Source organism: Pseudomonas sp. IT-P395, assembly GCF_949767675.1.
GTDB lineage: Bacteria > Pseudomonadota > Gammaproteobacteria > Pseudomonadales > Pseudomonadaceae > Aquipseudomonas.
Map to the genome: position 1 here is coordinate 1 of NZ_CATKPW010000004.1, position 24,783 is coordinate 24,783.

At 59.4% G+C, this 24,783-nt stretch carries 23 protein-coding genes and 1 tRNA gene; 13 read left to right on the top strand and 11 right to left on the bottom strand.

Going from position 1 to position 24,783, the window contains the following annotated elements; genetic code table 11:
- Positions 1–55: 55 nt before the first annotated feature.
- From ACM6IN_RS03360 to ACM6IN_RS03375, 4 genes are all read left to right on the top strand, one after another.
- The gene (locus ACM6IN_RS03360; protein WP_007913384.1) at positions 56–772 is read left to right on the top strand and encodes an MgtC/SapB family protein; all 717 of its coding nucleotides are present in this window, start codon (positions 56–58) and stop codon (positions 770–772) included.
- Between the two features lie 173 nt (positions 773–945).
- Positions 946–1,389: a chemotaxis protein CheY gene (locus ACM6IN_RS03365; protein WP_414915405.1), complete on the top strand. Its 444-nt coding sequence runs from the start codon at positions 946–948 to the stop codon at positions 1,387–1,389.
- A 135-nt stretch (positions 1,390–1,524) separates the two neighbouring features.
- A complete protein-coding gene (locus ACM6IN_RS03370; protein WP_007913386.1) occupies positions 1,525–2,151 on the top strand; it encodes a response regulator transcription factor in 627 nt (208 codons plus the stop codon).
- A gap of 10 nt (positions 2,152–2,161) precedes the next feature.
- Entirely contained in the window at positions 2,162–5,380 is a 3,219-nt protein-coding gene (locus ACM6IN_RS03375; protein ID WP_414915406.1) for a transporter substrate-binding domain-containing protein, read from the top strand.
- 11 nt (positions 5,381–5,391) lie between these two features.
- Here the strand turns inward: ACM6IN_RS03375 and dkgB are convergent, their stop codons facing one another.
- Both dkgB and ACM6IN_RS03385 read right to left on the bottom strand, forming a co-directional pair.
- Complete coding sequence (gene dkgB / locus ACM6IN_RS03380; protein WP_414915407.1) at positions 5,392–6,195, bottom strand: 2,5-didehydrogluconate reductase DkgB; 804 nt, start codon at positions 6,193–6,195, stop codon at positions 5,392–5,394.
- A 162-nt stretch (positions 6,196–6,357) separates the two neighbouring features.
- The gene (locus ACM6IN_RS03385; protein WP_414915408.1) at positions 6,358–7,266 is read right to left on the bottom strand and encodes a LysR substrate-binding domain-containing protein; all 909 of its coding nucleotides are present in this window, start codon (positions 7,264–7,266) and stop codon (positions 6,358–6,360) included.
- A 104-nt stretch (positions 7,267–7,370) separates the two neighbouring features.
- Here ACM6IN_RS03385 and ACM6IN_RS03390 point away from each other — a divergent pair, with 104 nt between their 5' ends.
- From ACM6IN_RS03390 to ACM6IN_RS03405, 4 genes are all read left to right on the top strand, one after another.
- The gene (locus ACM6IN_RS03390; RefSeq protein WP_414915409.1) at positions 7,371–8,237 is read left to right on the top strand and encodes a pirin family protein; all 867 of its coding nucleotides are present in this window, start codon (positions 7,371–7,373) and stop codon (positions 8,235–8,237) included.
- An 86-nt stretch (positions 8,238–8,323) separates the two neighbouring features.
- Positions 8,324–9,007 carry an isochorismatase family protein gene (locus ACM6IN_RS03395; RefSeq protein WP_414915410.1) on the top strand — a complete coding sequence of 228 codons (684 nt, stop codon included), beginning with the start codon at positions 8,324–8,326 and terminating at the stop codon, positions 9,005–9,007.
- Between the two features lie 56 nt (positions 9,008–9,063).
- Positions 9,064–9,690, top strand: coding sequence for an isochorismate family cysteine hydrolase YcaC (gene ycaC / locus ACM6IN_RS03400; RefSeq protein WP_007913392.1), 627 nt, complete (start codon positions 9,064–9,066; stop codon positions 9,688–9,690).
- Between the two features lie 209 nt (positions 9,691–9,899).
- Positions 9,900–11,342 (top strand): mechanosensitive ion channel domain-containing protein, encoded by a 1,443-nt coding sequence (locus tag ACM6IN_RS03405; protein WP_414915411.1) that lies wholly within the window; start codon positions 9,900–9,902, stop codon positions 11,340–11,342.
- 3 nt (positions 11,343–11,345) lie between these two features.
- Here the strand turns inward: ACM6IN_RS03405 and ACM6IN_RS03410 are convergent, their stop codons facing one another.
- On the bottom strand, positions 11,346–11,927 hold the full coding sequence (locus ACM6IN_RS03410) for a GNAT family N-acetyltransferase (RefSeq protein ID WP_007913394.1): 582 nt from the start codon (positions 11,925–11,927) through the stop codon (positions 11,346–11,348).
- 129 nt (positions 11,928–12,056) lie between these two features.
- On the opposite strand from ACM6IN_RS03410, the gene xth reads away from it, so the two are divergent.
- Positions 12,057–12,851: an exodeoxyribonuclease III gene (xth, locus tag ACM6IN_RS03415; RefSeq protein ID WP_414915412.1), complete on the top strand. Its 795-nt coding sequence runs from the start codon at positions 12,057–12,059 to the stop codon at positions 12,849–12,851.
- 101 nt (positions 12,852–12,952) lie between these two features.
- The gene (locus ACM6IN_RS03420) at positions 12,953–13,795 is read left to right on the top strand and encodes an arylamine N-acetyltransferase family protein (protein WP_414915413.1); all 843 of its coding nucleotides are present in this window, start codon (positions 12,953–12,955) and stop codon (positions 13,793–13,795) included.
- On the opposite strand, the gene ACM6IN_RS03425 is transcribed toward ACM6IN_RS03420, so the two are convergent.
- The 3 genes from ACM6IN_RS03425 to ACM6IN_RS03435 are packed head-to-tail and all read right to left on the bottom strand — an operon-like array spanning position 13,777 to position 15,507.
- Entirely contained in the window at positions 13,777–14,214 is a 438-nt protein-coding gene (locus ACM6IN_RS03425) for a DUF4952 domain-containing protein (protein WP_414915414.1), read from the bottom strand. The two genes, ACM6IN_RS03420 and ACM6IN_RS03425, sit on opposite strands and share 19 nt — an antisense overlap.
- Complete coding sequence (locus tag ACM6IN_RS03430) at positions 14,215–14,964, bottom strand: hypothetical protein (RefSeq protein WP_123374806.1); 750 nt, start codon at positions 14,962–14,964, stop codon at positions 14,215–14,217.
- Between the two features lie 48 nt (positions 14,965–15,012).
- Positions 15,013–15,507, bottom strand: coding sequence for a PAAR domain-containing protein (locus tag ACM6IN_RS03435; RefSeq protein ID WP_095111762.1), 495 nt, complete (start codon positions 15,505–15,507; stop codon positions 15,013–15,015).
- 210 nt (positions 15,508–15,717) lie between these two features.
- Here ACM6IN_RS03435 and ACM6IN_RS03440 point away from each other — a divergent pair, with 210 nt between their 5' ends.
- Entirely contained in the window at positions 15,718–17,241 is a 1,524-nt protein-coding gene (locus ACM6IN_RS03440) for a nucleobase:cation symporter-2 family protein (RefSeq protein ID WP_007913403.1), read from the top strand.
- Positions 17,242–17,470: 229 nt separating this feature from the next.
- Here the strand turns inward: ACM6IN_RS03440 and ACM6IN_RS03445 are convergent.
- Positions 17,471–17,546 (bottom strand) — tRNA-Asn (locus tag ACM6IN_RS03445).
- A gap of 220 nt (positions 17,547–17,766) precedes the next feature.
- Between ACM6IN_RS03445 and ACM6IN_RS03450 the strand changes: the two genes are divergently transcribed.
- Complete coding sequence (locus ACM6IN_RS03450) at positions 17,767–17,997, top strand: hypothetical protein (protein ID WP_007913405.1); 231 nt, start codon at positions 17,767–17,769, stop codon at positions 17,995–17,997.
- Here the strand turns inward: ACM6IN_RS03450 and ACM6IN_RS03455 are convergent.
- Together ACM6IN_RS03455 and ACM6IN_RS03460 are read right to left on the bottom strand one after the other, a co-directional pair.
- The gene (locus ACM6IN_RS03455) at positions 17,994–18,194 is read right to left on the bottom strand and encodes a hypothetical protein (protein WP_038363595.1); all 201 of its coding nucleotides are present in this window, start codon (positions 18,192–18,194) and stop codon (positions 17,994–17,996) included. The genes ACM6IN_RS03450 and ACM6IN_RS03455 overlap by 4 nt on opposite strands.
- A gap of 225 nt (positions 18,195–18,419) precedes the next feature.
- Positions 18,420–19,616, bottom strand: coding sequence for an amino acid aminotransferase (locus tag ACM6IN_RS03460; protein WP_134174331.1), 1,197 nt, complete (start codon positions 19,614–19,616; stop codon positions 18,420–18,422).
- Positions 19,617–19,953: 337 nt separating this feature from the next.
- Between ACM6IN_RS03460 and uvrB the strand changes: the two genes are divergently transcribed.
- Positions 19,954–21,969, top strand: a complete 2,016-nt coding sequence (gene uvrB, locus ACM6IN_RS03465) for an excinuclease ABC subunit UvrB (RefSeq protein WP_007913411.1) — start codon at positions 19,954–19,956, stop codon at positions 21,967–21,969.
- 116 nt (positions 21,970–22,085) lie between these two features.
- Here uvrB and ACM6IN_RS03470 read toward each other — a convergent pair whose 3' ends face one another.
- A complete protein-coding gene (locus tag ACM6IN_RS03470; RefSeq protein WP_414915479.1) occupies positions 22,086–23,576 on the bottom strand; it encodes an MDR family MFS transporter in 1,491 nt (496 codons plus the stop codon).
- 49 nt (positions 23,577–23,625) lie between these two features.
- Positions 23,626–24,675, bottom strand: a complete 1,050-nt coding sequence (locus ACM6IN_RS03475) for an HlyD family secretion protein (protein ID WP_095111759.1) — start codon at positions 24,673–24,675, stop codon at positions 23,626–23,628.
- Between the last annotated feature and the right edge of the window lie 108 nt (positions 24,676–24,783).

Below are 24,783 nucleotides of genomic sequence, written 5' to 3' on the forward strand. Positions count from 1 at the left end.
TCGCAGCTTGCGGCAGCTCCTACAGAGGGATTTGTGTGTATTCAGGGAAATTACTATGCAAGCCATCAACAACCTCAACCTCGATTCGCTGCTCGACACCCTGGTCAGCCTCAGCGCTGCGTTCATTCTCGGTGGTCTGATCGGCTTCGAGCGCCAGTACCGGCAACGCACTGCCGGCCTGCGCACCAACGTACTGGTCGCCGTCGGTGCAGCGATTTTCGTCGACATGGCCAACCGTCTCGCCGGCGCAGAAGGTGCGGTACGCGTGGTCGCCTACGTGGTCTCCGGCATCGGCTTTCTCGGCGCCGGGGTGATCATGCGCGAAGAGGGCAATGTGCGCGGCCTCAACACCGCTGCAACGTTGTGGACTTCAGCAGCGGTCGGCGCCTGTGCCGGTGCCGACCTGCTTGCCGAAGCGGTGCTCGGCACACTGTTCATTCTGGCCGCAAACACCTTGCTGCGGCCAATCGTCAACAACATCAACCGCCAGCCCTTGGACGTGGTTTCGGCGGAAGTCACCAATATCGTCTATGTCATCGCCCGGCGCTCCCAGCAAACCGCCGTGTTCGCGTTGCTCGAAGCCGAGCTTGAACGCAGCAACTACCCGGCCAGCGACGTGGATGTGCATGCGTTCGGTGCCGATGAAATCGAAATCGAAGCGACGCTGGCGACAACGTCGGTCGACGGTGATGAACTCGACGCACTGGTGGCGCGGATTTCCACATCGGCGCTGGTGGTGCAGGCGTTCTGGAGTCCGAGTACCACCGAATAAAGCGCTCTTCATCTTCAAGGGGTTTCAGTCGGTCACTAAAACGTCGAGTGAGGGGACTGGCTCGTTGAGCCTGCGATGAATAGCCGTATTTTTCGGAATATTCCTACAGAACCCGCCGTAGGGCTTGCGTAGTCTTGCCACACCCAGAAAACGCAAATCCCGCGAGATTGACCATGATCACGAAAACCCTGCGCATCCTGATCGCCGACACGCAGCATTTCCACCGGATGAAAATCGAACGTCTGTTCAACAGCCTCGATTACTACCGCGTGGCTCCGGCACAGAGCCTCACCGAACTGCTGACGCTGGTGGACTACGGTTGCGAGCCGTTCGATGCGGTGGTCATCAATGCCGAACTGGCCGCAGGTTCGCTGGATCTGCTGGGGTTTTTCCTGGATAACCCACAGGTTCGTCAGGCGCTGATCTACAACGAATCCACCGCACCATTACAACAGGCCTCGGGTTTCGCCCAGGAAAATGTGCAAATCAGCCATTTGGCACTGCCCTCAAAACAGTCGATCAGTCAGTTGATGGCGCTGGTCGATACACCCGCGAGACGGCAGCTTTTTTCAGCCTGCCAGCCATATTCACCGCTAAAATTCGCTGCTCATGCATAAAAAAACACTGGCCGCAACTGTCAGGTCTGACAGGTGATTTGCCCGCCGTTCCATGTAACAGTCCCGGCGCAGCCACTGAGTCTGGATCAGCCCCCATCGGTGGCCTGTTCGTCAGACTTTGCACCGGGAGTGGCCATGAAGTCAGCGCTGATCGTCGACGATCATCCAGTGGTGCGCGCCGCCATCCGGATCGTGTTGCAAGCTGCAGGATTCAAAGAGATCTACGAGGCGTCCCAAGGCAACGAGGTGGTGTCGCTGATTCGGGAACACCAGCCTCGATTGGTGATACTCGATCTGAACTTGCCGGTACTCGGTGGGCTGGAGGTTCTTGCCCGGATCAAGGCCAATGATTTTGCTTGCCGCGTGCTGGTGTTCAGCACACACGAACCCATGTTCTATCAGGATCGCTGCGTGCGTGCCGGGGCCATGGCCTACGTGACCAAAACCAATCAACTGGAGCAATTGCGCAACGCCATTCGGGCGGTGATGTCGGGGCATACCTATTTTTCTACGCTCCCGGACATTTTCAGCACGCTGAATGCCGTGCAAACCACGGAGAAACAGATGATCGATCAGCTCTCCGATCGTGAGTTGAGCATTTTCCAGCAACTGGGGCAGGGCAAGTCCAACAAGGCGATTGCTGAGGACATGCACCTGAGCCACAAAACCGTCAGCACCTATAAAACCCGTCTGATGAAAAAGCTCGGGGTCCGCTCAGCGGTGCACTTGCGCGATTTCGCCAAGCGCAATCATGTGATCTGAGCGAGCGGACATGAAGCAGGGATGGCAGATTTTCTGGCTGTGGCTGAGTCTGATAGCCACCTGCTGGGCGAGTGACACGCCACAAGTGCTGCAAGTACTGACCCGCAGCGGGCCGGAAAACAACCAGTTGCGCCTGGACGAACAGGACCGGCAATGGCTGCGTCAGCACCCGATACTGCGCATGGGCGTTTCTGGTCCGGATTACCCACCGTTCGAGATCACCCGCAATCAGCATGAACTCGAAGGGTTGACCGCCGATTACGCTGATCTGCTGGCGCAGTTGCTCGGTGTGCGCATCGAAGTGCAGCGTTTTGCCAACCGCGATGCCGTGATGGCGGCACTCAAACGCGGTGATCTTGATCTGCTGGGGACTTCCAACAGTTTTGAAGCCGCCGACCCGGACTTCATTCTGTCCCGTGCTTACGCCGAAGATCAGCCGATGCTGGTGACTCGGCTCGAAGAGCGGTTGCCGAGCGATCTGGCCGGCAAGCGTCTGGCCATGGTCGAGGACTATCTGCCACTGGCCAGCGTACAAGCGTTCTATCCCCAGGCCAGCGTGCAGCGCTACCCTTCGGCGATGGATGCGCTCGGGGCAGTGGCGTTCGGCGCGGATGACGTGTATCTGGGCGACTTCATCAGTGCCAACTACCTGATCAACACCAATTATCGTAACGACCTGCAGTTGGCCGGCCCGGCGGGACTGGACGCCAATTCGTTCGGTTTTGCCCTGTTGCGCAGCGACGCGCGTCTCAAACGCATCGTCGATAAAGCGTTGACCGCCATCCCCATGGAGCGCCGGCAACGTATCGAGCAACGCTGGAGCGCAGGCCTTGCCGAAATGGCTGAACAGTCGCGGGTGCAACTCAGTGCCAGCGAGCAGGAGTGGCTGGACCAGCATCCGGTGGTGCGCGTCGGTGCCATCGAAGATTTCGCACCGCTGACTTTCTTTGATGCCGATGGCCGTTTCAGCGGGCTGTCGGCGCAACTGCTGAGCCTGATCAGCCAGCGTAGCGGGCTGAACTTCGAAGTTGTGCGCGGAACGTCGCTGGATCGCCAGATCGAACAGCTCAAGGCCGGTGAACTCGATGTATTGCCGGTGGTGACGCCGAGCAGCGAGCGCGAAACCGAACTGCAATTTACCCGCGCCTATCTGAACAATCCGTTTGTGCTGGTCAGTGCAATCACCGTGCAGGGACCGCTCAACCTTGATGATCTGAACGATAAACGGCTGGCGATTTATCGCGGCCATCCGTTACGCGGATATTTATTGGAACGGGTGCCGCGCATCCGTCTGATCGAAGTCAAAAGCCCCGCCGAAGGCATGGCGTTGATCGCCAAAGGCCAGGTCGACACCACGGTCAGCTCGTTGCTGGTAGCGCGCTTTCTGATCGCCCGTCACTACCGCGAGCGTCTGCGCATCAGCGGCACGGTCGGTGATCAACCGGCGCGCATTGCGCTGGCGACGGCGCCGCACATGCCGGCACTGCATTCGATCCTGAACAAGGCTTTACTGAGCATCGCCCCGCAACAGATGGACGAATTGGTTGAGCGCTGGAGCCACGATGTGGTTGTGGATGACAGTTACTGGTTACGGCATCGTCGCGAAATTCTGCTGGGCTTTGCCGGTGCAGCGGTTTTGCTGACGCTGGCGCTGGCCTGGATCGTTTTTCAGCGCCAGCAGATTCGTCGGCGCCAGCAATGGTTGCAGCAATTGCAGGAAGCCAAGGAGGCGGCGGACGACGCCAATCGGGCGAAAACCACGTTTCTGGCGACCATGAGCCATGAAATCCGTACACCGATGAACGCCTTGATCGGCATGCTTGAACTGGCCTTGAAGCGCGCCGAGGAAGGCCAGACCGATCGTTTGGCCATTCAGGTGGCCTCCAATGCCGGGCAACAATTGCTGGCGCTGATCGGCGACATTCTCGACATCGCACGGATCGAGACCGGGCATTTGTCCCTCGCGCCGGAACGCGCCAACCTGCGCGAACTGGTGGTGTCGGTGTGTCGGGTGTTTGAAGGGCTGGCGCGCCAGAAGCGTTTGTTGTGGCACATCGAACTTGATGCTCGCAGCGATGTTGACGTGCTGATCGACCCGACGCGCTTCAAACAGGTGCTGTCGAATCTGTTGAGCAACGCGATCAAGTTCACCGAGGAGGGCGAGGTCAGTCTGCGGCTGGTGGTGACCGCAATGGTCGCCGAACACCTGGCGGTGAAGGTACTGATTGAAGACAGTGGGGTGGGGATCAGCGACGATGACCGGCGACGGCTGTTCAGCCCGTTCGTGCAGGCGGGCGCTGATTCGCAAGCGGCCCGCAGCGGCTCCGGACTGGGTCTGGTGATCAGTCGCAGCCTCTGCGAAATGATGGGCGGCACGCTGCGACTCGACAGTGCACAGGGTGAAGGAACGCAGGTCGAAGTCAGCCTCGAGCTGCCGCTGTTGGAAGCCCTCGCTCAGGCCACGGCGCCGTCCTACACACTGATCGCCGCTACGTGTTCATTGAGTGTTCTGGTGGTGGACGATCATCCGGTGAACCGCTTGCTGCTGTGCTGGCAGTTGACTGAACTCGGCCATCGCACGGTCGACACCGTGAACGGCGATGAAGGGCTGGAGCGCTGGCGTGCACAGGCGTTCGATGTGGTGATCACCGATTGCAACATGCCGCGGCGCAACGGTTATCAACTGGCGCAGGCCATTCGTGATGAAGAAGCAATGGCTGGTCGCGAACCCTGTCTGATCCTCGGCTTTACCGCCAACGCTCAGGTTGAGGAGCGCACGCGCTGCCTGAATGCCGGCATGGACGACTGTCTGTTCAAACCGATCCGCTTGCACGACCTGGCGCAGGCATTGACGGCGGCCAGTCATTGCGACATCGCGGCTGCCCCCGGCGAAACGCCGGTGTTGGCGGAAATCGACCTGAGCACCCTGGAGCAAATGGCCGGGGATGATCATGCCCTGATCGAACAGTTGCGCAAGGAAGTGTTGAACAGTTTGCAGCTCGATCTGCAACGCCTTGATGATTTGCAGCCTGAGCAGGATCGCGCAGGGCTGCGTGAGCTCACTCATCACATCAAGGGCGGGGCGCAGATGGTGGGCGCAGCGCGGGTAGTGGCGGCGTGTGTTGATCTGGAGCTGGCGAGTCAACAGGCGCAAGCGGCAACGCTGGGCATCGCGGTCGAGACGTTGCGCGAGGCCATGGCCAGCCTCGCGCAACGTCTACACATCTGACGCGTGTCGGGTCAGTCCCAATCAGGCGCGATGCCTTTCGGGCTGGTCAGGCGATGGCCGCGATCGAGTGTGGCAATCAGCGCCATATCGGCGTCGCTTAGCGTCAGCGCGGTGGCAGCAAGATTGCTTTGCAGGTTGTCACGTTTGGTCGACGACGGGATCACCGCGTAGCCCGACTGCATCGCCCAGGCCAGGGTGACTTGTGCCGGCGTCGCCTGCAGGCGTTCGGCGATCTGCTGGAGCAACGGATCTTTCAACACTTCACCGTAGGCGAGGGTCATGTACGAGGTGATGTGGATGCCTTGGCTGCGGGCAAACTCGACTACCTTGCGGTTCTGCAGGTACGGATGCAGTTCGATCTGATTGGTTGCGATGTTGTCGGCACCGACGGCCGCGATGGCCTGTTTCATCAAGTCGATGGTGAAGTTGGACACGCCGATCTGCCGGGTCAGGCCCAGGCGCTTGGCCTCCAGCAGCGCGCCCATGAATTCTTCGACCGGTACCTGGTCTTCCGGTGATGGCCAGTGAATCAACGTCAGGTCGAGGTAGTCGGTCTGCAATTTCTGCAGGCTCTCCTTGAGGCTGTCGATCAAACGATCCTTGGCGAAGTTGGCGACCCAGATCTTGCTGGTGAGGAACAGCTCGTCGCGTGGGATGCCGCTGGCCGCAATGGCCGCGCCGACATCGGCTTCGTTTTCGTAGATTTGCGCGGTGTCGATGACCCGGTAGCCGAGTTCAAGTGCGGTGCTCACCGAATCGATGACCACTTGGCCTTGCAGACGAAACGTACCAAGACCGAAAGCGGGTACAGACATGAAAGACTCCAGGGTTGCAGTGGGAATGGGCAGGAGTATCCATGTCTGAATCGTTGAGAAAAACCGCTGGTGGGGCAAAGCACTGTTGATCAGAAGTCATGAATCTTTTCCAGGATTTGTGTTGTCCGGGCTGGCCTCTTCGCGAGCGGGCGCACCACCGATTCAGGCAATGTCACTGTGGGCAAACTCCTCGCCGAGAAAATCAATCAACGTGCGCACCGACGGCAACAACCCGCGCCGCGACGGAAAGATCGCATGCACCACCCCGCACTTCGGCGCCCAACCCGGAATCAGCTCGACGACGCGTCCGGCGGCAATATCCTCACGCACCACCACACTCGGCAAGTGCGCCACGCCAACCCCGGCAATCACCGCCTGACGCAACGCGATCAAATCATCGGTGACCATCCGCGGCGTGTGGCGGATCTGCGCCGTGTGGTCATTCGGCCCCAGCAACTCCCATTGATATTCACGCTGCGCCGCGCCCCAATGCAGGCTCGGCAAACCATTGAGGTCAGCGGGCGAGGGCGGTGACGACAGGCGTTCGACAAACTGTGGGCTACCGACCACCGATTGCGTGCTGTTGCCCAGCACCTTCATGACCATGTCGGTGTTCTCCAGCGGCGGAAAGCGCACGCGCAAGGCAATGTCGAAGCCTTCGTGCAGCAGATCGACGCGGCGATTGGTGCTCTCGATGAACAACTCCACCAGCGGGTACTTGAGCATGTAACGCGTGAGCATCGGCCCGACCCACGAGTTAAGCAGCGCCGTCGGGCAACTCAGGCGCACCAGGCCCTGCGGTTCGGAGCGATTGCGCTCGATCAGCTCGGCGGCGCTTTCGGCTTCGACGCGCATGGCCAGGCAGCGCTGGTAATACGCCTGGCCGATTTCGGTCAGCGAGCAATGGCGGCTGGTGCGGTGCAGCAGGCGTACGCCGAGGCGCTCTTCCAGTTCGGAAATACGCCGGCTGAGTTTTGATTTGGGCATGTCCAGTGCGCGCCCGGCAGCGGCGAAACCGTGGTGTTCGACCACTTGGGTGAGGTAGTAGAGGGTATTGAGGTCTTCCACCATCGTTCTCCAGATAGAACGCTAAGGCTGATTTTTGCAGTCTAGTGCATTAATGGTCATGGATTTAAGCTTAATCCATCGCATCACTCACCCCATTGGAGACAACCATGAAAAACATCATCGGTATCTACACCAGCCCGCGCGGCCATTGGGTCGGCGATGGTTTCCCGGTTCGCACGCTGTTTTCCTACGACAACCTGGGCAAACACATCAGCCCGTTCCTGCTGCTCGATCACGCTGGCCCTGCCGATTTCACCCCGACCTCCGAACGGCGTGGCGTTGGTCAGCATCCGCACCGTGGTTTCGAAACCGTGACTATCGTTTATGAAGGCGAAGTGCAGCACCGCGACTCGACCGGTAGTGGCGGCGTGATCGGCCCGGGCGATGTGCAATGGATGACCGCGGCTTCCGGGATCCTCCACGAGGAGTTCCATTCGGAAAACTTCGCCAAAACCGGCGGCAAACTGGAAATGGTCCAGCTGTGGGTCAACCTGCCGGCCAAGGACAAAATGGCCGCGCCGGGCTACCAGACCATTCTCGACAGCGACATCCCGAGCATTGCGCTCAAGGAAAATGCCGGCCGCTTGCGGCTGATCGCCGGTGAGTTCAAGGGCCACAAAGGCCCGTCGCGCACCTTCACACCGATCGACGTGTGGGACTTGCGCCTCAACGCCGGCAAGTTGCTGACGCTGGATCTGCACGAAGGCCGCAACACCGCTCTGGTGGTGCTCAAAGGCTCGGTGCAGGTCAACGGTGTGGAATCGGTGCGCGAAGGGCAGTTGGCGCTGTTCGAGCGTGACGGCCATCAGATGACGCTCGAAGCCAGCCATGACGCGGTGGTTTTGCTGCTCAGCGGCGAGCCGATCGACGAACCGATCGTCGGCCACGGCCCGTTCGTGATGAACACCGAGCAGGAAATCCATCAGGCGTTCGCCGACTTCCAGTCCGGCCGCTTCGGCCAGATGCACGCTTAACGCACCACCACTCCGCTCTACACAGGATGCGTAGGCCGGTTCGCAGGCCAGGGATGGCTGTCGCCTATAGAAAAGAGGACACGCACATGAACACTGTCAATGCAGCGAACTTCGACGGCCACAAACCGACCATCGATGCCAGCGACGCAGCGATGTTGCTGATCGACCACCAGAGCGGTCTGTTCCAGATCGTCAAGGACATCGACGTGCCGCAATTGCGCGCCAATGCCGTTGCGCTGGCCAAAGCCGCGACCCTGTTGAAGATGCCGGTAATCACCACCGCCTCCGTGCCGCAAGGACCGAACGGGCCGTTGATCCCGGAGATTCACGAAGCGGCGCCGCATGCGCAATACGTGGCGCGCAAAGGCGAAATCAATGCCTGGGACAATCCGGAATTTCACGCAGCGGTCAAAGCCACCGGCAAGAAGACGTTGGTGATCGCCGGAACCCTGACCAGCGTGTGCCTGGCGTTCCCGTCCATCGCCGCCGTGCACGAAGGCTACAGGGTGTTTGCCGTGGTCGACGCGTCCGGCAATCACTCAAAACTCGCCACTGATCTGACCGTTGCCCGTTTGGCCCAGGCCGGGGTGGTGCCGATCGACATCATGGCTACGCTTTCCGAGCTGCAAGGCTCGTGGAACCGTCCCGATGCCGAACAGTGGGCGGCGGTCTACGCCCAGGCCATGCCGCATTATCAATTGCTGATCGAGAGCTACCTCAAGGCTCAGCAAGTCGCGAACGAACACGAAGTGCTGGATTCCCAGCGCTGATCGAGTCCCCTGAGGCCGGCCCCCGTCGGCCTCTACCACCCGCGAGGACTACTGCTATGACCACTCAATACAAACGTCTGGACAAGAACAACGCCGCAGTGCTGCTGGTCGACCACCAGGCCGGGCTGCTGTCGCTGGTACGCGATATTGATCCGGACAAGTTCAAGAACAACGTGCTGGCACTGGCCGATCTGGCCAAGTACTTCAAGCTGCCGACGATCCTCACCACCAGTTTCGAAACCGGCCCCAACGGCCCGCTGGTGCCGGAGCTGAAAGCGCTGTTCCCGGACGCGCCGTACATCGCCCGTCCAGGCCAGATCAACGCCTGGGACAACGAGGATTTCGTCAAGGCGATCAAGGCGACCGGCAAGAAGCAGTTGATCATCGCCGGTGTGGTGACGGAAGTGTGCGTGGCATTCCCGGCGCTGTCGGCACTGGAGGAAGGCTTTGATGTATTTGTGGTCACCGATGCCTCCGGTACGTTCAACGAACTGACCCGCGATTCGGCATGGAATCGTATGTCCAGCGCTGGCGCGCAATTGATGACCTGGTTCGGGCTGGCCTGCGAACTGCACCGCGACTGGCGCAACGATATTGAAGGATTGGGCACGCTGTTTTCCAACCATATCCCGGACTACCGCAACCTGTTCACCAGCTACAACAGCCTGAGCAACGATAAATAACCCGCCACCCCGTAAACCTGTGTAGGAGCTGCCGCAGGCTGCGATCTTTTGATGTTGTTTTTTCAAGATCAAAAGATCGCAGCCTGCGACAGCTCCTACATGGGTTTTGTGGTGTTTTTGCGGGCGTGTTCATGCTGTGAAATCAATTGCTCCTACACTGTCCCAATCTGTGCGATCTTCTCGCGATTGGCCTTCGTCGGAGTTGTTTGATGCTATCTCTGCTCACCGAACATCCGTTATTTTGCGCGTTGATCCTGATCCTTCTCGATCTCGGTCTGTGGCGCTTGATCAGCTCCCATGGCAGCGAGTGGAAACTGCTGGTGCGGGTGCTGATTTTCGCCTTGTTCAGCGTGTTGCTGTTCAACGAAGGCCTCAACCCGATGGAGCCCGCACCGTGGGCCGACAACGTGCCGCTGCACCTGGCAGCGACCGGGTTGCAGATTGGCTGGTGGCTGTTCGGCGCACGCACCCTGACGGTGTTGATCGGCGCGGTGATGATGCAACGGGTCGGGCACACCGGGCGGCTGTTGCAGGATTTGCTCGGCGCGGTGATTTTCCTCATCGCGATCATTGCCGCGCTGGCGTACGTGCTGGATCTGCCAGTCAAAGGCGTGCTGGCCACCTCCGGAGCGTTGGCGATCATCGTCGGTCTGGCCTTGCAGAGCACGCTCAGCGATGTGTTCTCCGGGATCGTCCTCAACACCACCAAGCCCTATCAACTGGATGACTGGATTTCCATCGACGGCACCGAAGGCCGGGTCACCGACATCGACTGGCGCGCCACACGCCTGCAAACCAGCCAGGGCAGCATGGCGGTGATTCCCAACTCACTGGCGGCCAAAGCCAAGATCATCAACTTCAGTCGGCCGAGCAATATGTTCGGTGTCGCGGTCAGCGTGCAGGTCAGCCCGCACGCGCGGCCCAATTCAGTGATCGATGCGCTGGAGCGGGCGATGCAGGGCTGTCGTCAGTTGCTCGATACTCCCGCGCCCAGTGTGGCGCTGAAAAGCTCCGGCAGTAGCGGTGCGGAATACGAGATCAGCGGTTTCGTCGCCTCGATGGGCGAGAAGCGTGTGGTGCGTAATCAGCTGTTCGATCTGGCCTATCGGCACTTGCAGGCGTCCGGGGTGAGTTTGCTATCGAGCAATGAAAACGGTGCGCCGGCCAACCTTTCGCGGCCACGGGCATTGCTCGACAGCTCGCCGATTTTCTCGACGTTGCGCCAGGAAGAGAAAGAAACCTTCAGCCAGAATATGACCCTGCAAACCTTCCGTGCCGGCGAGACGATTCTTGAGGCGGGGGAGGTCAGCGATCACTTGTTCATTATCGAGTCGGGTGTGGTCACGGTGACCTTGACCCGCCATGGCACGCCGTTCGAGTCCGGGCGCATGGGCCCCGGCGAAGTGATCGGCGAGGCCGGCATACTTTCCGATTCTTCTGTGCCGGCCAAGTTTGCCGCGAAAACCTTCTGCGCCCTGTACCGCATCGAGAAGACTTACCTGAAGCCGTGTCTGGACGCTCGCCACGATATCAGCGATGCCATGAAAACCTTGCTCGATTACCGCCTGCACAAGGCGCAATCGCTGACCGAGGAAGCGCCGGTGGTGGTGGCGAAAAAAGGCTTTCTACAATGGTTGCGCAATCGCACCTGAGCATTACCGGTTGCCGGCGAGTTTCTGTTCCAGGTGCAAGCGTACCTGCGGCCACTCGTCGTCGATGATGCTGAAACGTACCGAGTTGCGCTTGCGTCCGTCCGGCATGATCCGCTCGTGGCGGACGATACCTTCCTGTTGCGCGCCAAGGCGCAGGATCGCGTTACGTGACTTCTGATTGTTCTCGTCGGTGGTGAACTGCACGCGCACGCAATCGAGCACGTCGAAGGCGTGGCGCAGCATCAGGTATTTGGCTTCGGTGTTGACGAAGGATTTTTGCCAGCTCGCGGAAATCCAGCTGCTACCGATTTCCAGCTTGCGATTGAGCGGGTCGATCTTCCAGAAACGTGTAGAGCCGATCACTTCGCCGCTCTCTTTGAGCACAATGACAAACGGCAGCACCGAGCCGGCGTCACGGCCATCGAGGGCTTTTTTCAGGTAGCTGTCGACGGTGCTCGCCGACGGCACGACCGTGACGGTGAGGTTCCACAATTCGCCGTCAGCGGCAGCGTGGAGCAGGGCAGCGGCATCTGAATACTGGAGCGGGCGCAAAAGGATGCGCTGACCTTGCAGCGTGGTTTGCATGGGATTCAGGTCTCGGCGGAGCGGGCGAATGGCGAGCGCCTATTACGCCGCAGCGGGTGGATCCGATGCAACCGGCGCGATGTTCACGAGGTCAGAATTTTCACAGCCCATGGGCAGGAGCCTCAGCCGATGAAAAACCTGCGGATCGCCACCTACAACGTCAACGGCCTGCGCGCACGTTTGCCGAATCTGCTGGATTGGCTCAAGCGCGAGCAACCGGACATCGCCTGCCTGCAAGAACTCAAGTCTGTCGACACGGCATTCCCCGCCGCAGAGCTGGAGGCCGCCGGCTACGGCGCGATATGGCAGGGTCAGGCTTCGTGGAACGGCGTGGCGATTCTCGCCCGCGACGCGCAACCGCTGGAAAGTCGTCGCGGTTTGCCCGGCGATCCGGATGACAAGCACAGCCGTTATCTGGAAGCGGCGGTGCACGGCGTGCTGGTCGGCTGCCTGTACCTGCCCAATGGCAACCCGCAACCGGGACCGAAATTCGATTACAAACTGGCCTGGTTCGAACGGCTCATCGCGTATGCGAAGGATTTGCAAAGCAGCGATCACCCGGTGGTGCTGGCCGGTGACTACAACGTCGTGCCCACCGACATGGACATCTACAACACCCGTTTCTGGCTCAAGGATGCGCTGCTGCAACCTGAGAGTCGCGAGTGTTATCAGCGCTTGCTCGATCAGGGTTGGACCGATTCGCTGCGGCATCTGTATCCCGAGGATCGGCTCTACACCTTCTGGGACTACTTCCGCCAACACTGGCAAACCAACTCCGGTCTGCGCATCGATCATCTGCTGCTCAACCCGGCGCTGAGTCCTTATCTGCATGAAGCCGGCGTAGACGCATGGGTGCGCAACGAACCGCACGCCAGTGACCATGCGCCGACGTGGATCCGTATCGGTTCACGCAAGAAACGCTAGCAGGCGATTGGCGAAATCAATTGTCGAAAACAGTGCCGGATCCCGTATACATGGCGACCATCAACGCAGTGACCTGCGGCCCCATGCATAAGGATCGAGCAATGAGTGAGCCACGCCTGACGAATCGGAAGCTGTACCTGCAACGTCTGGGTTTTGAAAAGCCACCGGAACCGACACTTGCGACCCTGCGTCTGCTGCAATTGCGTCATACCGGCGTGTTTCCGTTCGAGAACCTGGCGACGATCAGCGGGGCGCCGGTGTTGATCGACCTGCCGTCCATTGAAGAAAAAGTCTTGCTCGGTGGGCGCGGTGGTTACTGCTATGAACTGAATAACCTGTTCTTTGCCCTGTTGCTGGAACTGGGGTTCGACGCTCGGGCCATCAGCGGGCGCGTGGTAATGAATCAGCCCGAAGGCAGCTGGACAGCGCGTACACACCGTTTGAGTCTGGTGACCATCGACGATGTGCGCTACATCACTGATGTCGGTTTCGGTGGCATGGTGCCGACCGCGCCGCTGCTTCTCGATACCGAGACTGAGCAAGCGACCCCTCACGAACCTTATCGCATTGAAAAACAGGCCGACGGCTACATGCTGCGTGCCAAGGTGGCGGGTGAGTGGCGATCGATGTACCTGTTCGATCTGCAACGCCAGGAAGACATCGATTACACCATCGGCAACTGGTACGTCTCGACGCATCCCGAGTCACCGTTCAGTCAGCGCCTGATGGTGGCGCGCACCGGGGATGGCTGGCGCAAGACGCTGAACAACGGCAGTTTCGCCATTCATCGCATGGGCGCCGAGAGCGAGCGGCGTGAGGTCGCGGACGTCGAGGATCTACTCGATCTGATTGAGGTTGAGTTCGGGATACGGGTCGCGAGTCCACAGTTGTTGAGGCCGGTGCTCGGACGCCTTATCCAGCCTGGTCAGGGATCCTCAGCGTAAGCATCGACCTGGATCGTGAAGCGATTGATCTTGGCCCACGACTCCCGTTGCCTGACCTCTGTTTCCTCTGAGCCAATGCTGATGAGGTAGTTGATGCCTGTTGCTGGATGTCTGAAACCATTTTGGGTCGAGTCCCAGACACAACAGGCGCGCGTGATCGGCAAAATCCCGAAGTGCTGTTCAAGGTACTGTTCGGCTTTCGAAGCATTGGCCCCGGATACTTCATAGCTGGCTGAAAATGGCTGGCCCATGCGGTCAAGCGCCTGTTTGCAGCCTTTGAATTCAACAAACGATGGCTTGTCTGCGAGCTTCGAAAGAAAGTCATCACAGCCAAAGTCGGCACTGGCACTGGCACTGGCACTGCTGGCAATGACCAGCAGCAGCGCGGGTATCCATCGGATAAGTAGCAACCGTTTCAATTATTTCTCCACCAGCAATTCACCGACATATTTCCCGCCTTCACCTTTGACTCGCCGGCAGATCAGGTAGTCGTAGATGTCGTTCCATTTTATCAACTCATAAAAGGTGACACAGCCGTCGGACAAATGACCGACATGGATGTAACGGCTGCTGTTGCCTTTTGTACCTTGCAGTTCGATTGGAAACCAGACGTCGGTGCAATGCAGATTACCTTGTACCTTGTAGCCATCCGTGGAGATATTTCCGTGGGAGCGGTCAGGCGCCATGATCCGATGGCGTCCGGGTGGGATCGGGGTAAATTCGCCGCCCCACTGGCTGTTCAGCGTCACCTTCGCCGTTTTGCCATTGAAGCTGACCTGTGCCCATTGTTGCAGCAGTTTGCCTTTGAACTCCGAGACCGCATGGGCCGGTGCACCGGTGTACTTGACCTTGACGGTGGCAGGCGCCGTTGGCGGGGTGTCCATCAGGTACTTCAAGGCATTTTCGGTTTTCAGGCTGGCCGTCTGCCCGACGAACTCCGAATTGCCGTCGGCGATCCGGAAGTAGGTTCGACCACCGGACTCCTTGGTGAAGGTCACTTTGGTGTATTCGCAGAGGGCGACGAGCGTGCCTTTAGGTTCGAGTTTTACACTCAGCCAGCCGTTTTCGTCAGCCCGTTTGGTGTATTTGGTGACAACGACTGCGGGATGCGTACTGCCACTCTGCCGGTTCGAGGGAGCCCGGTTATTGTTGAGTATTGCCTGCGCCATGCTGGTTACAACTCCCTTCAGGTGAATTCAGCCACTGGTTTTTCCTGCTCAGGCCAGGTCGTCAGGCTCCAGATGCAGCAGTTCGCTCGCTCGGGTCGAGACTCTCTGGGTCAGTCCGCGCTCATTGGTGATGCCGCGGATTACCTTGCCGGACGCGGTGGTGATTTTGTAAGCGAAGTCCGGGACAGGCTCGCCGTCGGCGTCCAGCAACGTGAACTGTTCGTCGAAACCGAGGTTGATCGGCGGAACGGGGCTGATCGCAGCGCCACCGCCGCTCTGGCCAATGATGACGGTGCCGGAACCGCCGACGATAACGTCGCCATGGCTACCAAGACTGCCTTGGGTGGCGGCGTTTTTACCGTTGATGAAGACGGTTGCGGAAATGTTGCCGCTGATGGAACTGCCGCAAGAGGCCGTGTCGCCGAGGCGCGCGGCTGGCAAACCATCGAAGAATACGTCGGGAGAGCCGGCAACTATTTTCTGCGCCGCATGGGCAGGGCAGGTTGTGGCGTCTGTGGCGCGTGCAGCGGGTTTTCCACTCATGGTGACTTCCTTTTCTTGCCCGGCGGGGGGCATCCGTTGATCCGTACGGCATGGCTTTTGATCGCGCCACGTGATGAGGGGGTACTCAAGTCATCAGGCCGTTTGAGTGACGAGTAACCCTCCCCGGATATTTTGTATACAAAAGCATGGACACTTGTCGCGAGTTTTGAATACAGTGTGCGCATAACAAAAACCAGGGAACCCCCCACCATGAAAACGCCCCATGTTTCACACCAACGGCCCGAGGACGAAAATCTCGGGGTCGGCGCGAATATGGCTTACGGCCTGCAACATGTTCTGACCATGTACGGCGGTATCGTTGCGGTGCCACTGATCATCGGCCAGGCGGCCGGCCTGTCGCCGGCGGACATCGGTTTGCTGATTGCTGCTTCATTGTTTGCGGGGGGGCTGGCGACGCTGCTGCAAACCCTGGGTCTGCCGTTTTTTGGCTGTCAGTTGCCGCTGGTGCAGGGTGTGTCGTTCTCCGGCGTGGCGACCATGGTCGCAATCGTCAGCAGTGGCGGGGAGGGCGGCTTCCAGTCGGTGCTCGGCGCGGTGATAGCGGCGTCCTTGATCGGGTTACTGATCACGCCGGTGTTCTCGCGAATCACCAAGTTCTTTCCGCCCTTGGTCACCGGTATCGTGATCACCACCATCGGCCTGACGCTGATGCCGGTGGCCGCACGCTGGGCGATGGGCGGCAACAGTCACGCGCCGGATTTCGGCAGCATGCAGAACATCGGTCTGGCGGCGGTGACGCTGGTATTGGTGCTGTTGCTGAGCAAGGTCGGCAGCTCGACCATCTCGCGTCTGTCGATCCTGTTGGCCATGGTGATCGGCACGGTGCTGGCGGTGTTCCTCGGTATGGCGGACTTCTCCAGCGTCACCACCGGGCCGATGTTCGGCTTCCCGACGCCGTTCCACTTCGGCATGCCGACCTTCCACTTCGCCGCGATCCTGTCGATGTGCATTGTGGTCATGGTGACCCTGGTAGAAACGTCGGCAGACATTCTGGCGGTCGGTGAGATCATCGGCACCAAAGTCGATTCCAAACGTCTGGGCAATGGCCTGCGGGCGGACATGCTGTCGAGTATGTTTGCGCCGATTTTCGGTTCGTTCACCCAGAGCGCCTTCGCCCAGAACGTCGGGCTGGTGGCGGTGACCGGGATCAAGAGCCGCTATGTAGTGGCGACTGGCGGCATCTTTCTGGTGATTCTTGGCCTGCTGCCGTTCATGGGCCGGGTCATCGCTGCGGTACCGACTTCGGTGCTTGGCGGCGCCGGTATCGTGCTGTTCGGCACGGTGGCGGCGAGTGGTATCCGCACGCTGTCCAAGGTGGATTACCGCAACAACGTCAACCTGATCATCGTCGCCACCTCGATCGGTTTCGGCATGATCCCGATTGCCGCACCGAACTTCTACGATCACTTCCCAAGCTGGTTCGCGACCATTTTCCATTCGGGCATCAGCTCGTCGGCGATCATGGCGATCCTGCTCAATCTGGCGTTCAACCACTTCACCGCCGGTAACTCGGATCAGCAGTCGGTGTTTGCGGCGGCGGAAGAGCGGACCCTGCGCTATCGCGATTTGGCGGCGCTGCGTGAAGGCGATTACTTCAGCGACGGTAAGCTGCATGACTGCGATGGCAAGGAAGTGCCGGTGATCGAGCCTGATGATCACGATCATGGGCACGGTGCGCCGAAGGTGCAGGTGAAAAGCAGCGAGCATGTCTGACCGCTGTAGCTGAATAGAAAAGGGTCGATCTGTTAACCGCAGATCGGCCCTTTTTCATTTCAAGATCAAAAGATCGCAGCCTTCGGCAGCTCCTACACAGATCTCATACTCCGCCGATTCTGCGGATGAACGCTGAATCTGTAGGAGCTGCCGAAGGCTGCGATCTTCTGATCTTTTCGAGCGCCCACAAAAAAGCCCCTGAATCTTTCGATTCAGGGGCTTTGCTATTTGGCTCCACAACCTGGACTCGAACCAGGGACCCAATGATTAACAGTCATTTGCTCTACCAACTGAGCTATTGCGGAATTGGTGCGTATGTTACTGATTCAAAAAGAGAAGTCAAGCATGGGCTGAAAAATTAAATGAATTCTCGGGACGGACGATGACTTGTCAGCGATTGGCGGTTACCAGAACCGCAGCAGAGGTCTACCATGGCTGCCCGGAAGTGGTCACACGCGCTGCCGGCCATTTGCCGAAAAAGGTCCGCGTCATGAACCGTTTGTCCTGTAACAGCGAGGTGTTCGCATGAGCATCGCGCAAATCAGCCTGCCCAAAGGCGTCGGTCCCCACGCCGAAAAACTTTTTGATGCAATCACCCAGGCCAGCACCGCTGAGGAATTGAACCGCGCCGGTGGCAAGGCCGAAGGCTTCGTCCTGGGCCTTGAAAGCACCAAGGCGATCAAAAGCCAGATCGCCGAATCGCTGTACGTCGTTTATGACGATGCCGCGAGTCAGCGTGCGAGCGAACTGGCTTAACTGCCGAAGGTGATGGTGCCCATCATCAGTTTGGCGTAAGCCGCGGTGGCCGCCAGTTGCACCAGCCACAGCGCCAGACCACCGAGAAACACCCCGGCCGCTACTTGCAGCACCAGGCTTTTTTCGCGTTTGGCTGAGGCGCGGGGGATGAAATCATCCAGATCGTCACGGTCGGCGCGCAGGTTGTCGTTTTTCATTTGGCTTCTCACAAAATACTCGGATAAACACAAAACCCTGTAGGAGTGAGCCTGCTCGCGATAGCGGTGTGTCAGACAGTGATGCTTCGGCTGAAAAAACGCTATCGCGAGCAGGCTCACTCCTACAATGGGATTTGTGTGCAGTTTAGAGGGTATGGGGATTGTTTCGTGGCAATAAAAAAACGGGAAGCCTCAAGGCTTCCCGTTTTTCATCACGCAGCGAAATCAGATGACCTGAACAATCGCATCCGTTACTGCCTTGATGTTGCTCTGGTTCAGCGCTGCCACACAGATACGACCGGTATCCAGGGCGTAGATGCCGAACTCGTTGCGCAGGCGATGCACTTGCTCAGTGGTCAGGCCGGAGTAGGAGAACATGCCGCGCTGACGACCGACGAAGCTGAAGTCGCGGCCCGGGGCTTTCTCGGCCAGCAGGGCAACCATCTGCTCGCGCATGCCACGAATGCGCAGACGCATTTCAGCCAGCTCGGCTTCCCACTGTGCGCGCAGTTCCGGGCTGTTCAGCACGGCCGCTACGATGCTTGCGCCGTGGGTTGGCGGATTGGAGTAGTTGGTGCGGATCACGCGTTTGACTTGCGACAGCACGCGCGCGCTTTCTTCTTTCGATTCGCTGATGATCGACAGGGCGCCAACGCGCTCGCCGTACAGCGAGAACGACTTGGAGAACGAGCTCGAAACGAAGAAGGTCAGGCCGGATTCAGCGAACAGGCGCACGGCAGCGGCGTCTTCGTCGATACCGTCGCCAAAGCCCTGGTAGGCCATGTCGAGGAACGGTACGTGACCTTTGGCTTTAACCACGTCCAGCACGTTGTTCCAGTCCGCCGGGGTCAGGTCGACGCCGGTCGGGTTGTGGCAGCAAGCGTGGAGGATAACGATCGAGCCGTTCGGCAGGGCGTTAAGGTCGTCGAGCATGCCGGCACGGTTTACGTCGTGGGTGGCAGCGTCGTAGTAACGGTAGTTTTGCACCGGGAAACCGGCGGTTTCGAACAGGGCGCGGTGGTTTTCCCAGCTCGGGTCGCTGATCGCCACGACAGCGTTCGGCAGCAGTTGCTTGAGGAAGTCGGCACCGATTTTCAGTGCGCCGGTCCCGCCGACGGCCTGAGTGGTGATGACACGACCGGCGCTGATCAGCGGCGAGTCATTGCCGAACAGCAGCTTTTGCACGGCCTGGTCGTAGGCAGCGATGCCATCGATCGGCAGGTAACCGCGCGAAGCGTGTTGAGCGACGCGAATCGTCTCGGCTTCGATCACGGCGCGCAGAAGTGGAATTCGCCCCTCTTCGTTGCAGTACACGCCAACGCCCAGGTTGACCTTGGTGGTCCGGGTATCGGCGTTGAATGCTTCGTTGAGGCCCAGGATTGGATCGCGGGGTGCCATTTCGACAGCGGAGAACAGGCTCATTATTGCGGCGGCTCTGAATGGAGAATGGAGGGACGTGTCGCGCTCCAGCCGGATGCACTAGAGCGGTGCACAAACGGGGAGCTAGTATAGAGGCCATTACGGAACAATGGCGACAGGCGATTCGGCTTTTCAGGCAAGTTTTTCCGATTATTTCTTGACCGTTAGTCGACTGCGCGTGTCAGAGTCTTTACCGGATGTAGGACGTTTGCCTTGAAAGGTGAGGCAATCGCCACCACATTGAGCACAATCCAGGTTTTTTCTTGCGCGACACCGGTCGTTTACGGTCGTCCCCGTGGTGCTCCGCTTTGTTCGGAATGCCGCGATCCCAGAGGTGTATATGTCCGAATTCCAGCTCGTCACCCGCTTCGAGCCCGCCGGCGATCAACCGGAAGCCATTCGCCAATTGGTCGAGGGTATCGAAGCCGGGCTGGCGCACCAGACGCTGCTCGGTGTGACCGGCTCGGGCAAGACCTTCAGTATCGCCAATGTCATCTCGCAGATTCAGCGCCCGACGCTGGTGCTGGCGCCGAACAAGACCCTCGCCGCGCAGTTGTACGGCGAGTTCAAGGCGTTTTTCCCGAATAACGCCGTTGAATACTTCGTTTCCTACTACGACTACTATCAGCCCGAAGCCTATGTGCCGTCGTCCGACACCTTCATCGAGAAGGACGCGTCAATCAACGACCACATCGAGCAGATGCGTCTGTCCGCGACCAAAGCGCTGCTCGAGCGCAAGGACGCGATCATCGTCACCACGGTGTCGTGTATCTACGGTCTGGGCAGCCCGGAAACCTATTTGAAGATGGTGCTGCATGTCGATCGCGGCGACAAACTCGATCAGCGTGCGCTGCTACGGCGTCTGGCCGACCTGCAATACACCCGCAATGACATGGATTTTGCCCGCGCGACCTTCCGGGTACGCGGCGATGTGATCGATATCTACCCGGCGGAATCCGATCTGGAAGCGATCCGTATCGAGCTGTTCGATGACGAAGTCGAAAGCATTTCCGCGTTCGACCCGCTGACCGGCGAAGTCATCCGCAAGATGCCGCGTTTCACCTTCTACCCGAAGAGCCACTATGTGACGCCTCGGGAAACCCTGCTCGACGCCATCGAACACATCAAGGTCGAACTGCAGGAACGCCTCGAATACCTGCGCAGCAACAACAAACTGGTCGAAGCCCAGCGGCTGGAGCAGCGCACCCGTTTCGACCTGGAAATGATCCTCGAACTGGGTTACTGCAACGGTATCGAAAACTACTCGCGCTATCTGTCCGGGCGTCCGGCCGGCGCTGCGCCGCCGACGCTCTACGATTACCTGCCGGCCGATGCCTTGCTGGTGATCGACGAATCCCACGTCAGCGTGCCGCAGGTCGGCGCGATGTATAAGGGCGACCGTTCGCGCAAGGAAACCCTCGTCGAATACGGCTTCCGTCTGCCGTCGGCACTGGATAACCGGCCGATGCGTTTTGACGAGTGGGAAGGGGTCAGCCCACAGACCATTTTTGTCTCGGCGACCCCGGGCAATTACGAAGCCGAGCACGCCGGGCGCGTGGTCGAGCAAGTGGTACGGCCGACCGGTCTGGTCGACCCGCAGGTTGAGGTGCGCCCGGCGCTGACTCAGGTCGACGATCTGCTCTCGGAAATCAGCAAACGCGTGGCGGTCGAAGAGCGGGTGCTGGTCACCACGCTGACCAAGCGCATGGCCGAAGACCTTACCGATTACCTTGCCGACCATGGCGTGCGTGTGCGTTATCTGCACTCGGACATCGATACGGTTGAGCGGGTCGAGATCATCCGCGATCTGCGCCTTGGCACTTTTGATGTGCTGGTCGGGATCAACTTGCTGCGTGAAGGTCTGGACATGCCGGAAGTGTCGCTGGTGGCGATTCTCGATGCGGACAAGGAAGGTTTCCTGCGCTCCGAGCGCTCGCTGATCCAGACCATTGGCCGCGCGGCGCGTAACCTCAATGGTCGGGCGATTCTCTATGCCGATCGCATGACCGGTTCGATGGAGCGCGCGATCGGCGAGACCGAGCGGCGTCGCGACAAGCAGATCGCCTTCAACCTGGAAAACGGCATCACCCCGCGCGGTGTGATCAAGGACGTCGCCGACATCATGGAAGGCGCCACCGTGCCGGGCTCGCGCAGCAAGAAGCGCAAAGGCATGGCCAAGGCCGCCGAAGAGAACGCCAAGTACGAAGCCGAATTGCGCTCGCCGAGCGAGATCACCAAACGCATTCGTGCGCTGGAAGAGAAGATGTATCAGCTGGCGCGGGATCTGGAGTTTGAAGCGGCGGCGCAGATGCGTGATGAGATTGCCAAACTGCGCGAGCGGCTTTTGGCTGTGTAAGGAGGATCGTTCCCACGCTCTGCGTGGGAATGCAGCCCCGGACGCTCCGCGTCCGCTGTGACGCAGAGCGTCACCGGAGTCATTCCCACGCGGAGCATGGGAACGATCAGTTGCAGTTAGTGGGACTCCCCAGCCTTCAGCCCTTGCGGCAATTTCTTGGTCAACAAAATCGCCAGCATACTGATCCCCAGCGCAATCCCGACAAAGTGAAACGCATCGTTGTAAGCCATGATCGCCGCCTGTTGATGGACGATTTCACTCAGTTTGCCCAGCGCCGCCGTGTCACTGCCAAACCGATCCGTCATCGATGCCAGCCGCTCAGCCACCTGCGGATTGGTCGGCACCACCGCCTCACGCAAATAATCGAAGTAAGTCTTGGTGCGCGCATCCAGCAGCGTCGCCAGCAAGGCAATGCCGATCGCACCGCCGAGGTTACGCAGAATATTGAACAGACTCGACGCCGACCCCGCGTCCTGCGGCAGGATGTACGCCGTGGCAATCAGCGAAATCGTCACCATGATCAACGGCTGCCCCAGCGCCCGGATGATCTGAATCTGATTGAACTGCGGCCCGGCAAAGTCCGGGTTGAGCACCCCCGAAGAAAAACTCGCCAGCCCGAACAGCCCAAAGCCGATCGTGCACAGCCATTTCGGCGAAACAAACTTCATCAGCATCGGCACCAGCGGAATCAGGAACAGCTGCGGCACGCCCATCCACATGATCACTTCGCCGATCTGCAGGGCGTTGTAGTTCTGGATCTGCGCCAGATACAGCGGCAACAGATAGATCGAACCGTACAACCCGACACCCATGCCCAGGCTGGAAATACTCGACAAGCCAAAATTGCGATTGCGCAGAATGCCAAGGTTGATCAGCGGATTCGGTTTGGAAATCTGCACGATCACAAAGGTAATCAGGCTGAGCAGGGCGATGCTGCCCAGGGTCACGATCAGGCTCGATTCGAGCCAGTCCTTGCGATGGCCTTCTTCAAGAAAGACTTGCAGGCAACCGAGGCCGACTCCCAGCGTGAGGATGCCGGTGTAGTCGGTGCTTTTCAGCAGTTCCCAGTGCGCTTCTTTCTTCTCTAGTCCGTACATCAGTCCGGCGATCATGATCAGGCCCGGCGGGATGTTGATATAGAAAATGTACTCCCAGCCCCAGTTTTCCGTGAGCCAGCCGCCCAGCGTCGGACCGATTGATGGCGCGAACGTGGCGGTCATGGCGAACATCGCCATGCCTTTGGCGCGGTGGTGTTCGGGGAGTTTGATCAGGGTCAGGGTGAACGCCAGCGGGATCAGCGCGCCACCGGTGAAACCCTGCATGGCGCGAAAGACGATCATGCTCTCCAGGCTCCACGCCATCGAGCACAGCAACGACGAAGCCAGAAAACCCAGCGACACCCACACCGCCAGCCGCCGCGCCGACAACAACTGCACCAGCCAGGCGGTCAGCGGGATCATGATGATTTCCGCGACCAGATACGAGGTGGAAATCCACGAGCCTTCTTCCAGCGTCGCCGACAAGGCGCCCTGAATATCCTTCAAAGAAGAGTTGGTGATCTGGATGTCGAGCACGGCCATAAAGGCGCCGAGCATCACGCTCATCACCGCAATCCAATCGCGCCGGGTCGGTTCGCCGACCGGGCGGATCAGCGAATCACCGGCCATTGTCCGGGGCGTCTTTGATGTTCACGGTGGCGGTGACGGACATGCCCGGACGGATCTTGCCGTGCAGTGGGTTGTCGGCCTTGAAGGTCAGTTTCACCGGAATCCGCTGTACGACTTTGGTGAAGTTGCCGGTGGCGTTGTCCGGTGGCAGCAGGCTGAACTGCGCGCCGGAAGCGGCGAACAGACTGTCGACCCGCGCTTCGATCGGTGTGTCGCCGTAGGCGTCGAAGGTCAGTTCGGCTTTCTGGCCGGGTTGCATATGGCCGATCTGGGTTTCCTTGAAGTTGGCCTGCACCCAGATATCTTCGTCCGGGACGATCGACAGCAGATAGGCACCGGCCTGCACCACTTGGCCGTTGCGCGCGGCGCGCTGGCCGACGAGACCGCTGATCGGTGCGTGGATTTCACTGCGGGTCAGGTTGAGTTCGGCTTGCGCGAGATCGGCGCGAGCGTTGGCGATCTGCGCGTCGAGGCGTTTGATTTCGGCGTTCAGGGCGTTGACTTGCTGACGCTGGCCTTGTGCGTCGGCTTGCGCCTTGGCCACTTGCGAGCGGGCAATGTGGGCGTCGGCGGAGAGGGTGGTCACGCGTTCTTCGGAAACGTAACCGGGTTTGCGCAGGGTTTCGGCGCGCGACAAATCCATCTGCGAGCGGCCAAGTGTCGCTTGGGTGGTCGCCACTTGCGCATCGCTGGCGGCGATCAGGCTCGATTGCTGAGTCAATTTGCTTTGCGCCTGCAGGCGCTCGGCTTCGCGGGTGGCGAGGGCGGCATTGGCGCGATCGATGGCCAGGCGGAAATCATTCGGTTCCAGGCGCACCAGTAGCTGGCCTTTTTCCACGTGCTGATTGTCCTGCACCAGCACTTCATCGATGCGCGCGCTCAATTGGCTCGACACACGGGTGATTTCGCCCTGGACATAGGCGTTGTCGGTGCTTTCATAAAAGCGTCCCTTGAAAAACCAGTGGGCGAAGAAGCCCCCGGCAATCAACAGGACCAGCAGCAGGAAAATCAACAGGCGACGCTTGAGTTGGGCAGGCATGGGCAAACTGTAGTCGAGGAATTGTAAGGAAAGTTATCAGCAGGCGAATCTGGCATACAGCCGATAAACGGTAAATGCCATCCGCTGATATTTGCCCATTCACCACGG